The organism is Pseudooceanicola profundus (genome assembly GCF_054919315.1).
This window is the reverse complement of the sequence record NZ_CM142898.1, coordinates 1,676,638-1,689,675: the sequence shown is the minus strand read 5'-3', so window position 1 is coordinate 1,689,675 and position 13,038 is coordinate 1,676,638. Positions and strand designations below refer to the sequence as shown.

Here is a 13,038-nt window from a genome sequence, read left to right as displayed (position 1 = left end):
TCCTTTCAGCTGTCCTTGGCCGCGTGCATCATCTGCCGCGCGGCGCTCATGAGGAGGGATTGATCGGCGCCGAGCACGAAGACCGTGACGCCAAGGGCCGCCCAGCGGGGGACCGCCTCGGGGCCGGGGAGGAAGATCCCGGCCTGTTTTCCGGCCGCACGGGCCGCGGTGACGACCCGTTCGATGGCCTGCGCCAGCTCCGGTGCGTCCATCCCCACCCCGAGGGAGAGGGAGAGATCCGCAGGCCCGACGAAGAGCACGTCCACGCCTTCGGTCCCCGCGATGGCGTCGAGGTGGTCGAGCGCGCTGCGGTCCTCGATCTGGGCCATGACGACGCTGTCGGCATCGGCCTGCGCACGGTAGTCAGCTGCCGCCATGGTGCCGTAGGCCCCGGCCCGGCCGGAGGGGGAGAAGCCGCGCTTGCCGGGGGCGTATTTCACCGCCTCCACCACCGCGCGGGCCTCCTCCCCGTCGCGGACATGGGGCACCATGACGCCTGCCGCGCCAAGGTCCATCGCGGGCCAGAGCGCATCGGCCCCGGACCCGGTGGAGCGGATCAGCACCGGCAGGCCGACCGAACGCCCTGCCATGACCATGAGGTCCAGCGCCTGAAGCCCGACGGCGGCATGTTCCCGGTCGGCCACGATGAAATCGAGACCCGCGAGCCCCAGCAGTTCGATCACATGGGGATCGGGGATCTTGCCGAAACAGCCGACGACCCGGTCACCGGCCGCGATCCGGCCGCGCAGGCCGCTCATGCCAGCCCGACGAAATCGGCGGCGTTGGTGGCGGTCATGGCGCGGGTGTCCTCCTCGGAGTAGCCCATCTCCAGCAGCTTCGCGATGATCAGGCGCATGCCCTCCACAGGGGTCGGGTTGCCGGTCTGGCCGAGGTCGGACCCGAAGAAGCTGTTCTCGACCCCCGCCGCGTCAATGACCTCCTTCAGGTGGGCATCGTCGAACATGGTGAAGGTGGAGGGGATGAACATGCAGATCGAATGCTCCATCTTCACGCCCATGTTCGCCAGCTCCGTCACCTGGTCGAGCGTCGCTGCGTTCACGTAGGTCGGGTGGTTCAGGAACATCCGGGTGACGCCGCGGGCCTTGGCCTCCTCGTAGAAGGGATAGGCCTCGTCCACGTGGTGGTGCCCGGCCGAGACGCAGGCATCGCCCTCCGCGATCAGGTCGAGGATTTGCTTCACCTCGTCCAGCACCACGCCCTTGTCATCCACGAGGCGCAGGCCCGCCGCTTCCACCGTCTTCTTGGTGTTCTCGGGGAATTTGCCCTTCAGGTCCTTGGAGGTCTTGATGATGTGGTTCTCCGCATGAGCCGTCGGCATCCAGACGATCCGCGCGCCCTGCTTCAGCGCATAGTCCACGGCGGAGGGGTTGAAGCCCCCCAGCGGGTGGTTCAGCACGATGGCCGAGAGCACCTCGGTCGTCTTGCCCATATTGGTGTTCAGCAGCGTCGCCAGCGGCATCGTCGGGTAGTAGTGGTCCTTCAGCAGGATCGCCCGCATGCCGGCGTCGTCCGCTTCGTTCAGCGCCTCGATATGGTCGATCTTGCGGGGATGCAGCGAGGGGCCGGAGTGGATGTGCAGGTCGACGCTGCCCTTCAGCAGTGCCTCGACGCGGGCGGGATCGGCGGTGGTCATGGTCATGCTCCTTCTGTCGCGGCCCCTCCTCGGGTCGCTTGCCGGTCGTCATCGGGCAGGAGCGGGCACGCATGTCCCGGTCGGGCGCAGCCGGGCCGCGCACGTCTGGTTCCTCCTCCCATTGGTTCTCATTTGGAGAACCAAGTTCTCAAATAAGATGTCAGGCAGGCGGTGGCTTGTCAATTGCCCGTGGGAGCAGATGCGAAAACGGCCCCGCCGCGGGGTGCGGTGGGGCCGTCATTTTCAGGGCTTTGGAGTCGCCGGTCAGGCGCAGTAGGTGCGGTAGAGATAGGCGGTCAGCACCGCGCAGCCGTCGAGGAAATCATCGATCTCCATCGCCTCGTCGGGGTTGTGGCTGCCGTTCTCGTTGCGCACGAAGATCATCGACATGGGCACGCCCGCCGCCGCGAAGGCTGCCGAATCGTGCGAAGCGGGGGAGCCCATCTCCATGTAGGGAATGCCGAGGTCCTCGGCCGCCGCGTGCAGCCCGTCGCGGATCGCCCGGTCGGCCAGGCCCACGGGGGCAGACTTGCGCTCCCCAAGCGTGATGGTCACGCGGTACTCTGCCTCGATCTGGGCCACGAGGGTCAGGAAATCCTCCTCCACCCGGGCCAGCACCGCCTCGTCATAGCAGCGCACGTCGAGGGAGAAGTGGAAGAGCCCCGGCACCGTGGTCATTCCGTGGAATCCGTCGTCGGTGTGGAACCGCCCGAAGGTCACGGCCATCGGGTTGCCGTCGTCCTCCTCCCGGACCCAGAGCCGCTGCATCGCCACGGCCAGCTCCGCGCCCGCCATGGCCGCGTCGCGGCGGAACCGGCGCGGGGTGCCCACATGGCCGTGGACGCCGGTGATCACCGCATCGGGATAGCGGAAGTTGCCGGGGATGCCGGTGCAGATGCCGACCGGCAGGCCTTCCTCGACCAGCGAGGGGGCCTGCTCGATATGCAGCTCGATCTGGGCCTCCAGTGTGGCCGGGTCCAGCGCCACTTGGCCTGCCTTCAGGGCTGCCACGTCGCAGCCGCTTTCGACCATGTGGTCGCCGAGGGTGCGGCCGGTGTCGATCCGTCGTGCGGTGTCGTAGGTCTCGGCGGGCAGGGTGCCGAGGGCCGCGCGCGAGCCGATGTAGGAGGTCTGGAACCAGACGCTTTCCTCGGCCCGGATGCCCATGGCGCAGAGGTTCACCCGGGGGCTGGCCCCCATGGCCCGCAGCGCCCGCATCGCCACCATCCCGGCCAGCGGCCCGGCGGCGCCGTCGAAGTTGCCCCCGCGCGGCACGCTGTCGAGGTGCGAGCCCATGATCACGGTCTTGGCGCCCGGCGCGGTTTCCCACAGGGCGTAGGTGTTGCCCGCCTTGTCGACGCTCACGGCGAAGTCGCTTTCGGTGGCGACCCGGCCCATGACGTCATGGCCGAAGGCCTCGCCCGGGCCGTAGGTGTCGCGGGTGATGCCGCCCGCCGGATCGGTGGAGCCGGCGGCGAGTTCGTCGAAGACGCCGGTGGCGAAGGGGCGCTGGTCTTCGACGGCGGCGCGGAGATCGGCGAGAGGGGATGCATCGCGTGCGGGGGTCATGGCGGTATCCTGCCTGAATGTCTGCTGTCAGTGAGTCCCGGCCCATGGCCGCGCGGGTCTCTTGCACCGGTCACTGGGTCAATTCGGTCCGGCTTGCAAGCCATGTGGCGGGAATCGGGGCCGCCGGTCACCGGCAGCGGGGCCGTATGGTTGCGAAACGCGCAGCGGAGAGGTAGGAGCAAGCGCATGCCCGGAAACGAAAAAACCGCACCCGAAGGTGCGGCTTTTTCCGTGTCATTGGTTGCGGGAGTAGGATTTGAACCTACGACCTTCAGGTTATGAGCCTGACGAGCTACCGGGCTGCTCCATCCCGCGCCAATGTCTTCCGGAGCGTGTCGCCCCGTCGGTGAGGCTCATCTAACGGCTGCGACCGGGGTGCGCAAGGGGGTGGCTTCACATTTTCTTCGCAAAGCCACATGCCCCCACGGCAGCCTGTGGTTCAGACGATGACCGCCCGCCGTTCCTGCTCTCCGACGCCGAAGACCCGCTTGTAGCGCGCGATCTCCTCCGCCGGGCCCATGGCCTTTTCCGGGTTGTCCGAGAGCTTCACCGTGGGATGGCCGTTGGCCGAGACGGCCTTGCAGACCAGCGAGAAGGGCGAGAGCGCATCGCCCGCCGCCAGCCCGCGGAAATCGTTGGTCAGCAGGGTGCCCCAGCCGAAGGAGACCTTCACCCGGCCCGAGAACTGGGCGTGCAGCTGTTCGATCTTTTCCACGTCGAGGCCGTCGGAGAAGATCACCAGTTTCTCCTTCGGGTCCTCCCCGCGCGAGATCCACCAGTTGATCGCCGTCTCGGCGCCCTCGGCGGGATCGCCGCTGTCGATGCGAATCCCCGTCCAGCCGGCAAGCCAGTCGGGCGCGCCTTCGAGAAAGCCCTTGGTGCCGTAGGTGTCGGGCAGGATCATGCGCAGGTTGCCGGAATGCTCCTCGTGCCAGTCGGCCAGCACGTCGTAGGGCGCGCGCTTCAGGGCGGCGTCATCGGGGGCGAGGGCGGAGTAGACCATCGGCAGTTCGTGGGCGTTGGTGCCCACGGCCTCGAGGTCGCGGCGCATGGCGATCAGGCAGTTCGACGTGCCGGTGAAGCGAGAGCCCAGGCCCTCGATCATCGCCTGCACGCACCAGTCCTGCCAGAGGAAGGAATGCCGCCGCCGCGTGCCGAAATCCGCGATCTTCAGTCCGTCGAGATCGCGCAGCCGGGTGATCTTCTCCCAGATCTTGGTCATGGCGCGGGCATAGAGGATCTCCAGCTCGAAGCGGCCCATGGAGTTCAGCACGGCGCGGCCGCGCAGCTCCATCAGGATGGCGAGCGCGGGTATCTCCCACAGCATCACCTCGGGCCAGGAGCCTTCGAAGGTCAGCTCGTACTGGTCGCCGCGGCGTTCCAGCGTGTAGGGCGGCAGGCGCAGGTTCTCGAACCACTCCATGAAGTCGGGGCGGAACATCTGGCGCTTGCCGTAGAACATGTTGCCGCGCAGCCAGGTGCTTTCTCCGCGCGACAGCGAGAGCGAGCGCACGTGGTCGAGCTGCTCGCGCAGCTCGCCCTCGTCGATCATCTTGGCCAGCGGCACCGACTTGGACCGGTTGATGAGCGAGAAGGTCACCTGCGTGTCCCGCTTGTTGCGGAACACCGACTGGCACATCAGCAACTTGTAGAAATCCGTGTCGATCAGCGACCGGACGATCGGATCGATCTTCCAGCGGTGGTTCCAGACACGGGTTGCGATATCGACCATATTCCTCACTCCTGACGTCCGGATCGTTAGAGCAAGGCGCGAAGGGGTTGTCCAGAAGGGCGCAGGAAAGTCTTTGTCCGCGAGTGACGCTGGGGCATCCTGAGCGCCCCGGATGCGGGGATGGGAGACTTCAGGGAGGAACCACACCATGAGCGAAACGGTCACCTGGCTCGGGACCAGCTACCATACGATCCTCGATGCCGCGGCGAGCGGTGGCGCGATGTCCATCGTGGACAGCACCAGCCCGGAGGGCAGCGGCCCGCCCCGGCACGTTCACGCGGCGGAGGACGAAGTCTTCATCATGCTGACCGGGGTCTGCGAATTCTGGATGGCCGGGGAGACCTTCACCCGCGGCCCCGGCGAGACGGTCTTCATCCCGCGCGGGACGGAACATACCTTCCGGGTGGTGGAGGGGCCGAGCCGCCACATGCTCGTCCTGACGCCAGCGGGGTTCGAGGGGTTCTTCGTGGAGATGGCGAAGGGGCAATACGCGATCCCCGACGACATGGAAAAGATCGTCGAGATCGGCGCCGCGCATCACCTGACCTTCACCGGCCCGCCGCTGGGAGGCTGACGGCGCGGGGCGTCACGCGACGGTGACGCCTGCCTCCGCCATGCCCGAGAGCGCCGCGGCGAGGGAGCCCCCAAGGTCGATGCCCCGGCAGAGGTCGGTGTGGACCGTGACGGCAAAGCCCAGCCTGGCCGCATCCACCGCCGAGAAGTTCACGCAGAAATCCGTGGCCAGCCCGACCATGGTCAGATCGGTGATGCCACGGGTCTTCAGGTAGCCCTCCAGCCCGGTCGGGGTGCTGTGGTCGTTCTCGAAGAAGGCGGAATAGCTGTCGATCGCCGGGTTGTAGCCCTTGCGGATGATCAGGTCGGCCCGGTCCACGGTCAGATCGGGATGGAAATTCGCGCCGGGCGAGCCCTGGATGCAGTGATCGGGCCAGAGCACCTGCGGCCCGTAGGGCATCTCGATCATCGAGAGCGGCGCGGCGCCCTCGTGCTGCGAGGCGAAGGAGGAATGGCCTGCCGGGTGCCAGTCCTGCGTCAGGATCACCGCGTCGAACTCCGTCATCAGGTCGTTCACGCCGGGCACGATCTCGTCCCCGCCCGCCACCGCAAGCGCGCCGCCGGGGCAGAAGTCGTTCTGGATGTCGATGACGATCAGGGCCCGGGTCATGGCGTTCTCCTGCTGGGGTCTGGGATCGGCGCACCGTGGCAAGGCTGACGGCACGGGTCAACGGGCGGCGTCCCCCGGTTTGCCCAAAAGCCATGCAGGTGACGCAGGGACCGGCAGGATCCCGCCGCGTTCTGTGCAGAAGCGCAGAGGCTCCCCTGCGAACCGGTGCGTTTTCGCCGCGGCGCAGCAGGCGTAGTATCCGGACAAAAGGAGATTCCATCATGACCAAGATCGTCGCCATCAGCGGTTCGCTCCGCAGCGAAGCCGTCTGCACCCAGATTGCCAACACCCTCGGTGAGCTTGCCCCCGCGGGCACCGAAGTCGAAGTCGTCACCCTGAACGACATCCCGATGCTGAACGAGGACCTCAAGGCCAACGGCTCGCCCGAGGTGATCGCCGCCCTGACCGCGAAGGTCGTTGCAGCGGATGCCGTCGTGCTGATCACGCCGGAATACAACCGCGGCACCTCGGCTGCGCTGAAGAACGTCATCGACTGGCTCTCGAAGGAAGAGGCCGCGCCCTTCGCCGGCAAGCCTGTCGAAATCATCAGCCACTCGCCGGGCGCCACCGGCGGCCTGATGGCCAACCACGCCCTGCGCTCGCCGCTGGCCCTCGTCGGGGCCCACGTGATGGGCGGCTACGAAGTCGCGATCGGCGGCTCCTTCGGCAAGGTCGAGGGTGGCAAGCTGACCGACGCGGACACCCGCGCGTTCATCACCGCCAAGCTGCAGGGCCTGCTGGCCTCCGGCGCCGTCGCCAAGGCGGCCTGATCGAGGCCAGACCCGGCTCGGGTCTGGCATTGCCCCTGCGGGGGCTGCCGGAGGTGCGGGCCGGCACCGGCCTGATCGTCCAAGATGTCGCGGCGCGTCCCCTTGCCGGGGGCGCGCCGCAGTCGTATCTGGGCCCCATGTACACCATAGCCGCGCTTTACCATTTCACCCGTTTCCCGGACCCCGCCGCCGTGCAGGGCCCGTTGAAGGATCTCTGCCTCGCGCAGGGGGTCACCGGCACGCTGTTGCTGGCGGAAGAGGGGATCAACGGCACCATCGCGGGGCCGCGGGCGGGCATCGACGCGGTGCTGGCACATGTGCGCGCCCTGCCGGGCTGTGCCGACCTCGAGTGGAAGGAAAGCACCGCGGCAGAGCAGCCGTTTGGCCGGGTGAAGGTGCGGCTGAAGAAAGAGATCGTGACCATGGGCCAGCCGGATGTCGATCCGAAGGCCCGTGTCGGTTACTATGTCGATCCCGCCGACTGGAACGCGCTGATCAGCGCCCCGGACGTGGCCGTGATCGACACGCGGAATGATTACGAGGTCGCCATCGGCACCTTCGAGGGCGCGGTCGATCCCGAGACGGCCAGCTTCCGCGACTTCCCCGCCTGGTGGGAGGCCAACAAGGACCGCTTCCACAACAAGCGGGTGGCGATGTTCTGCACCGGCGGCATCCGCTGCGAGAAGAGCACCAACTGGCTGATCGGGCAGGGCGTCGAGGAGGTCTATCACCTCAAGGGCGGCATCCTGAAATACCTCGAAGAGGTCCCGGCCGAGGAGAGCCTGTGGCAGGGCGAGTGTTTCGTCTTTGACGGGCGCGTCTCTGTCGGGCACGGGCTGGCCGAGGGGCCGCATGAGCTCTGCCATGCCTGCCGCCGCCCGATCCTGCCCGAAGACCGCACCCGGCCCGCGTATGAGCACGGCGTCTCCTGCCACCACTGCATCGACGAGACCTCGGAGGAGGACAAGATGCGGTTCCGCGAACGGCAGAAGCAGATCGAACTGGCCCGCAAGCGCGGCGAACGGCACCTCGGGGCCTGAGCTCGCGGCCTGTCGGGGCCCAGTGGCGTGCGACCTGCCCGAGGGGCCTGAGGTCTGCCCTGCCGCATGTCTTCCCTGTCTCCTGATGGCTTCACCGCGCGTGGTGCCTGTCCGTGGGAGGGTGCGGCGAGAAGACCTGCGAAAAATTCCCGGTTCCGCGTTAGGCTCTGCGTCACCTGACAGGGGAGGAATGTCATGGCACCGGGTGCGCTCCGCAGTCTGGCCTTGCTGGTCTGCGCGGAAATGGCGGCGATGAGCCTGTGGTTCGTCTCGGCGGCGATCCTGCCCGAGATGCAGGCGGAGGCGTCGCTCTCGCCCGGCCGCGCCGCGGCGCTGTCGAGTGCGGTGCAACTCGGCTTCGTCCTCGGCGCGCTCGGCTTCGCGATCCACGGCACGCCTGACCGCTATGATCCGCGCCGCGTCATGGCGGTGGCCGCCTGCCTCGGGGCGCTGGTCAATGCAGGCCTGCTGATCACGCCGGTGGGCGGAGCGTTGCAAGTGGTCCTGCGCGGGCTGACCGGCGTGGCACTGGCCGGGGTCTACCCGGTGGGCATGAAGATCGCCGTGGGGTGGAGCCAGAGGCGGCGCGGCCTGCTGGTGGGGGTCCTCGTCTGCGCCCTGACGCTGGGCTCTGCCGCGCCCCATGCCCTTGCGCTTGCGGGCGGGGCGGAGTGGCGTTTCACCGTGATGGGGGCCAGCCTGCTGGCGCTGCTGGCGGCTCTCCTGATCCTTTTCACGCGGCTTGGCCCCCATCATGCCACGGCGCCAAGGTTCGATCCCTCCGCCCTGCGCCTCGTCTGGCAACGTCCGCGCCTGCGCCTCGCCTATGCCGGATACCTCTGCCACATGTGGGAGCTCTACGGCCTCTGGGCCTGGCTTGCGGTGGCGCTCTCGGTGTCCTTCGCGCCGCATCTCGGCGAGGGCGCACCGGCCGCCGCGCGGCTTCTCTCCTTCGCCGCGATCGCGCTTGGCGGCCTGCTGTGCATTCCGGCGGGGGCGATGGCCGACCGCTGGGGCAAGGCGCGGGTTGCGGGCGTCTGCCTCGCGGGCAGCGCCTCGGCGGCCTTCGTCACGGCGGCGGGCTTCGGCGGGGCGCCCTGGGTGACGGTGGTGAGCGTGCTGATCTGGGGCGCGCTGGTGATCCCGGATTCGGCGCTCTTCTCGGCCCTGGTGGCCGATGCGGCGCCACCGGATCGCGCGGGCAGCCTGATGACGTTCCAGACCGCGCTCGGCTTCCTGTTGACGACCTTCACGGTGCAGGGGGCGCCATGGGCGGCGGCTTGGCTGGGCTGGCCCGCCACGCTGGCGCTGCTGGGGATCGGTCCGGTGCTGGGGGTGGAGGCGATGCGGCGTCTGGCCCGGCTGACGGGCGAGCGCGGTGTCACGTGTTGATGACGGCGCGGTCCTTGGAATATTTCTCGACCCACTTGCGCAGCACGGCCTCGCCGGCGTCGCCGTCGCGGGTGTCGATCGCCTTGCGCAGGTCGGCCACGGCCGAGGCCATTTCAAGCTCGGACAGGTGTTCTTCCTGCGCGCGCATGATCTTGGGGTGCGGCGTGGTCAGCATGTCGGAGCCGATCAGCAGCTCTTCGTGAAGCTTCTCGCCGGGGCGCAGCCCGGTGATGTGGATCTCGATGTCGCCGTGGGGGTTGCGCTCGTCCTTCACGGTGTGACCGGCGCCTTCGATCATCTGGCGCGCGACCTGGTGGATCGGCACCGGTTCCCCCATGTCGAGCACGAAGACATCGCCGCCGCGTGCAAAGGAGCCCGCCAGCAGCACGAGGCGCACGGCCTCGGACACGGTCATGAAGTAGCGGGTCACGGCGCGGTGGGTCACGGTGACCGGGCCGCCGCGCGAGATCTGTTCCTCGAAGAGCGGGATCACCGACCCGGAAGAGCCCATCACGTTGCCGAACCGCACCATCGAGAAGCGGGTGCCCTTGGACCGCGTGGCGAGGTCCTGCACGATCTGCTCGGCCATCCGCTTGGTCGAGCCCATGATCGAGGACGGGCGCACGGCCTTGTCGGAGGAGACGAGAATGAACCGCTCCACCCCGGCGGCGCCAGCGGCATCGGCCACGACCTTGGTGCCGATGATGTTGTTGCGCAGGCCTTCGATGCAGTTCATCTGCACCATCGGTAGGTGCTTGTAGGCGGCGGCGTGCAGCACCACGTCGATCTCGTGGGTTTCCAGCACGTCGCGGATCAGCCCGGCCTCGCAGATCGAGCCCAGCACCGGCACCAGCTTCAGCTCGGGCACCAGTTCCATCAGCTCGCGCTGGATGTTGTAGAGCGCCAATTCGCTGTGATCGAGCATCACCAGCGCTTCGGGATCGCAGGTCACCAGCTGGCGGCAGAGTTCCGAGCCGATCGAGCCGCCCGCGCCGGTGACGAGGATGCGCCGGCCCTTGTAGGCGTCCGAAACGCCGGGCAGTTCCTCTTCCAGCCGGTTGCGGCCCAGCAGGTTGTCCATGTCGACGGGCGCCGAGTTGCGCGGCATGTCGCCCTTCACGATCATCTCGGCGAAGGACGGCAGCGCATGGACCTCACATCCGATATCCTTCAGGCGGCGCGCAATACGGGCCTGCACCGAGCGCGCCACGGAGGGCATCGCCAGTACGACGCGGTCGATCTGCTTGTCGCGGACGAGGTCGCGGATCTGGACCGGCGAGTAGACCCGCAGGCCCGAGACCGTCAGGCTCTGAAGGCGCGGGTTGTCATCGACGAAGGCGACGGGCACGACGGCGTCATCGGTGGCCAGCGCGGTGGCCAGCTGACGGCCGGTCTGGCCGGCGCCGTAGATCAGCACGCGCTTGCGGGCGTTGCCCTTGCGGTAGAGCATCAGGATGAACCGCAGCATCGCCAGCCGCGAGGAGACCGACAGGATCAGGAAGGTCATCGCGAAGATGGTGATCTGCACAAGCGGCAGGTTCGGACCGGGCAGCAGGTTCACCAGCGCACAGGCCGCCCCGGCCCCGCAGGCCACCATCAGCGTTTCGGTGGCGCCGCGCACCTCGTAGGCGACCAGTTTCATCTGGTCGAGGCCGACGAGGACGATCAGGACGAGGGTGGTGAAGAGGGCCGCGATCAGGTGGGCGGAGAAGTCACGCAGGGAATCGAGTTCGACGAGAGCCGCGTCGACGAGCATCTTGGCGCTGATGAAGGCGATCAGGCACCAGACCAGATCCATGCAGATGAAGAAGGCGCGTTTGTGCGAGGGGCGCAGGGCAATCACGAAGTCGTATAGCATAGTCACACCCCAGAGCTGCCGGAAACCGTGTACTTCAAGTCTCGAAGGCCTCTCGTAAAATCACCACGCAGAAAAACCCTGCGCGACATCACCTTGGCAAAACAATCTCTAAATCAATCAGGCATAAATTGCATGACGAGTCATAGACACCACAGGCGAGTGTTGCAAGGTTCCGCTTGTTTTACCAGCGTCTAGCCGTTTTGTGCGGCGATGAACCGCTCATAGCCTACTTCTGAAGCGAACGGTGGCGTCCGGGGGCCATCGGCAGGCGCCGGAACACGGTGCGCAGCAGCAGCCAGATATCGTAACAGACGGACCGGTTGCGGGTGTAGATCCGGTCGAGTCGCGCTTTTGCAGGCACGCAGCGGCGGGTGTAGACGGCCTCGGTCTCTTCTGCGGTGCGGCAAGGCGAGAGCAATGCATCCTCCCGCGTATGGAACGCGATGGTCGCAAGCCCGGTCAGCCCGGGACGGGATTTCAGAACCTCGCGGTAGAGCTCCGGGTATTCCTCCACGTAGCGGCGCAGCGGCGGGCGCGGGCCGACGAAGCTGATGTCGCCGCGCAGGATGTTCCAGACCTGTGGCATCTCGTCCAGACGGTAGCGGCGCAGGACCCGCCCGGTTCGGGTGATCCGGCTGACCTTGTCGCCGCCCGACACGCCGCTGTCGGTCTGCACGACGCGCATGGTGCGGAACTTCACCAGCTGGAACCCCTCGTCCGGGCTCTTCATCCGTTCGGACAGGTAGAAGACCGGCCGGCCGTCGCGGATCAGGATCGCGAGGGCGACCCCGATGAACAGCGGCCAGAGGCAGAGGATCACCAGCAGGCAGCAGGTCAGGTCCATCAGGCGTTTCAGCGGTGTCACGCGGCAGGCTCTCCGAATTCGCGCCACTGGCGGATGAGGGTCATGGCATCCGCGCTGTCGGGCAGGCTTCCGAAAAGCCCGGTCAGGCGGCAGGTGTCAAGATGCACGGACGCAAGCGCCGTGTCCGGCGCCGGGCGCCAGTCGAAGGGCCGGCCCGCCGTGCGCAGCAGGACATCCATGGCCACCGGCGCGGGACCGGCCACGTTGAGCAGCGCGGGCAGTTCTGCCACGGGGCAATCCGCGAGACCCAGAAGGACCGCCGCGAGATCCGCCGGTGCAAGGTAGCTTCGTGCGGGCGCGGTGCCATCGGCAAAACGGTCGAGGACGACAGGTGCGCTGCCGTCGAGCGCGGCAAAGAGGCTGTCGGCCCCCGCGACGTTGGTCAGGCGCAGCACGCAGGTCGCGGGCTCCCCGGTCAGTGCCCGGGCCCGGATGTGCAGCGCCTGTTCCATCGCCAGCTTCGCCGCGCCATAGGCATTCGCGGGCGCCGGGCGCGCCGTTTCGTCCTGCGGCTCCGGGCGGGCGGCATAGATCGCCGAGCTGCTGCAATGAATGACCCGGTCGGCGCTTATTCGCCGGGCGAGACGCTGGGCCGCGAGGGCGAGGTCGACATTCTCGGCGAGCCGACGGCCCGGGCCGGGCGTCACCCCCCAGAGCGCAGCGATGCAGGCCCCGGCCGGGAGTGCGGGCAGGGGCGCGCCGGGCGCCCAATTCACGAGGTTTTCATCGGAAATCGGCGCCGCATTGCCCCGTGCGATCCAGATCACCTCGCGTCCGTCCGCCGGGCCGTTGCGCCAGATCCGGCGCAGCATGCGTCCCAGACGTCCCCCCGCCCCGAGGACGATCAACGGGCGTGGCGCCCTGCCTGTCGTGCTGCTCATCGGTCTTAGCTGCCCTTATTTCGCGCCGTTCCCCTGAAAAGGCTTCGACACCATTGTTTATCATTGCTCCCATTCGCTAGAAAGGCACCCGAAG

Annotated in this window: 12 protein-coding genes and 1 tRNA gene; 4 read left to right on the top strand and 9 right to left on the bottom strand. The window is 67.7% G+C overall.

What is annotated here, in order from left to right; genetic code table 11:
* Positions 1–5 precede the first annotated feature (5 nt).
* The 5 genes from ACX9MO_RS07745 to pncB all read right to left on the bottom strand — a co-directional run bounded on the left by ACX9MO_RS07745 (position 6) and on the right by pncB (position 4,955).
* Positions 6–758 carry an HpcH/HpaI aldolase family protein gene (locus ACX9MO_RS07745; RefSeq protein ID WP_462214123.1) on the bottom strand — a complete coding sequence of 251 codons (753 nt, stop codon included), beginning with the start codon at positions 756–758 and terminating at the stop codon, positions 6–8.
* Positions 755–1,660 carry a DUF6282 family protein gene (locus ACX9MO_RS07740; RefSeq protein ID WP_462214122.1) on the bottom strand — a complete coding sequence of 302 codons (906 nt, stop codon included), beginning with the start codon at positions 1,658–1,660 and terminating at the stop codon, positions 755–757. The genes ACX9MO_RS07745 and ACX9MO_RS07740 overlap by 4 nt, the downstream gene beginning before the upstream one ends.
* Positions 1,661–1,918: 258 nt before the next feature.
* Positions 1,919–3,223 (bottom strand): hydantoinase/carbamoylase family amidase, encoded by a 1,305-nt coding sequence (locus ACX9MO_RS07735; RefSeq protein ID WP_462214121.1) that lies wholly within the window; start codon positions 3,221–3,223, stop codon positions 1,919–1,921.
* 238 nt (positions 3,224–3,461) lie between these two features.
* Positions 3,462–3,538 (bottom strand) — tRNA-Met (locus ACX9MO_RS07730).
* Between the two features lie 124 nt (positions 3,539–3,662).
* Positions 3,663–4,955, bottom strand: a complete 1,293-nt coding sequence (pncB, locus tag ACX9MO_RS07725) for a nicotinate phosphoribosyltransferase (protein WP_462214120.1) — start codon at positions 4,953–4,955, stop codon at positions 3,663–3,665.
* A gap of 148 nt (positions 4,956–5,103) precedes the next feature.
* Here pncB and ACX9MO_RS07720 point away from each other — a divergent pair, with 148 nt between their 5' ends.
* On the top strand, positions 5,104–5,529 hold the full coding sequence (locus ACX9MO_RS07720) for a cupin domain-containing protein (protein ID WP_462214119.1): 426 nt from the start codon (positions 5,104–5,106) through the stop codon (positions 5,527–5,529).
* A 12-nt stretch (positions 5,530–5,541) separates the two neighbouring features.
* Here the strand turns inward: ACX9MO_RS07720 and pncA are convergent, their stop codons facing one another.
* Positions 5,542–6,138: a bifunctional nicotinamidase/pyrazinamidase gene (pncA, locus tag ACX9MO_RS07715; RefSeq protein WP_222490885.1), complete on the bottom strand. Its 597-nt coding sequence runs from the start codon at positions 6,136–6,138 to the stop codon at positions 5,542–5,544.
* 221 nt (positions 6,139–6,359) lie between these two features.
* On the opposite strand from pncA, the gene ACX9MO_RS07710 reads away from it, so the two are divergent.
* From ACX9MO_RS07710 to ACX9MO_RS07700, 3 genes are all read left to right on the top strand, one after another.
* The gene (locus tag ACX9MO_RS07710) at positions 6,360–6,908 is read left to right on the top strand and encodes an NADPH-dependent FMN reductase (protein WP_222490886.1); all 549 of its coding nucleotides are present in this window, start codon (positions 6,360–6,362) and stop codon (positions 6,906–6,908) included.
* A gap of 137 nt (positions 6,909–7,045) precedes the next feature.
* The gene (gene trhO / locus ACX9MO_RS07705; protein WP_462214118.1) at positions 7,046–7,948 is read left to right on the top strand and encodes an oxygen-dependent tRNA uridine(34) hydroxylase TrhO; all 903 of its coding nucleotides are present in this window, start codon (positions 7,046–7,048) and stop codon (positions 7,946–7,948) included.
* A 195-nt stretch (positions 7,949–8,143) separates the two neighbouring features.
* Positions 8,144–9,340 (top strand): MFS transporter, encoded by a 1,197-nt coding sequence (locus ACX9MO_RS07700; protein ID WP_462214117.1) that lies wholly within the window; start codon positions 8,144–8,146, stop codon positions 9,338–9,340.
* Here ACX9MO_RS07700 and ACX9MO_RS07695 read toward each other — a convergent pair.
* The 3 genes from ACX9MO_RS07695 to ACX9MO_RS07685 all read right to left on the bottom strand — a co-directional run bounded on the left by ACX9MO_RS07695 (position 9,330) and on the right by ACX9MO_RS07685 (position 12,875).
* Positions 9,330–11,198, bottom strand: coding sequence for a nucleoside-diphosphate sugar epimerase/dehydratase (locus tag ACX9MO_RS07695; protein ID WP_222492918.1), 1,869 nt, complete (start codon positions 11,196–11,198; stop codon positions 9,330–9,332). The two genes, ACX9MO_RS07700 and ACX9MO_RS07695, sit on opposite strands and share 11 nt — an antisense overlap.
* A gap of 226 nt (positions 11,199–11,424) precedes the next feature.
* A complete protein-coding gene (locus ACX9MO_RS07690) occupies positions 11,425–12,063 on the bottom strand; it encodes a sugar transferase (protein WP_222490889.1) in 639 nt (212 codons plus the stop codon).
* On the bottom strand, positions 12,060–12,875 hold the full coding sequence (locus ACX9MO_RS07685) for an NAD-dependent epimerase/dehydratase family protein (RefSeq protein ID WP_462214116.1): 816 nt from the start codon (positions 12,873–12,875) through the stop codon (positions 12,060–12,062). The genes ACX9MO_RS07690 and ACX9MO_RS07685 overlap by 4 nt, the downstream gene beginning before the upstream one ends.
* Positions 12,876–13,038 lie beyond the last annotated feature (163 nt).

Coding starts and splice junctions, on each gene's coding strand:
- ACX9MO_RS07745 (WP_462214123.1), bottom strand. CDS start 758: ATGAGCGGCCTGCGCGGCCGGATCGCGGCCGGTGACCGGGTCGTCGGC.
- ACX9MO_RS07740 (WP_462214122.1), bottom strand. CDS start 1,660: ATGACCATGACCACCGCCGATCCCGCCCGCGTCGAGGCACTGCTGAAG.
- ACX9MO_RS07735 (WP_462214121.1), bottom strand. CDS start 3,223: ATGACCCCCGCACGCGATGCATCCCCTCTCGCCGATCTCCGCGCCGCC.
- pncB (WP_462214120.1), bottom strand. CDS start 4,955: ATGGTCGATATCGCAACCCGTGTCTGGAACCACCGCTGGAAGATCGAT.
- ACX9MO_RS07720 (WP_462214119.1), top strand. CDS start 5,104: ATGAGCGAAACGGTCACCTGGCTCGGGACCAGCTACCATACGATCCTC.
- pncA (WP_222490885.1), bottom strand. CDS start 6,138: ATGACCCGGGCCCTGATCGTCATCGACATCCAGAACGACTTCTGCCCC.
- ACX9MO_RS07710 (WP_222490886.1), top strand. CDS start 6,360: ATGACCAAGATCGTCGCCATCAGCGGTTCGCTCCGCAGCGAAGCCGTC.
- trhO (WP_462214118.1), top strand. CDS start 7,046: ATGTACACCATAGCCGCGCTTTACCATTTCACCCGTTTCCCGGACCCC.
- ACX9MO_RS07700 (WP_462214117.1), top strand. CDS start 8,144: ATGGCACCGGGTGCGCTCCGCAGTCTGGCCTTGCTGGTCTGCGCGGAA.
- ACX9MO_RS07695 (WP_222492918.1), bottom strand. CDS start 11,198: ATGCTATACGACTTCGTGATTGCCCTGCGCCCCTCGCACAAACGCGCC.
- ACX9MO_RS07685 (WP_462214116.1), bottom strand. CDS start 12,875: ATGCTGCGCCGGATCTGGCGCAACGGCCCGGCGGACGGACGCGAGGTG.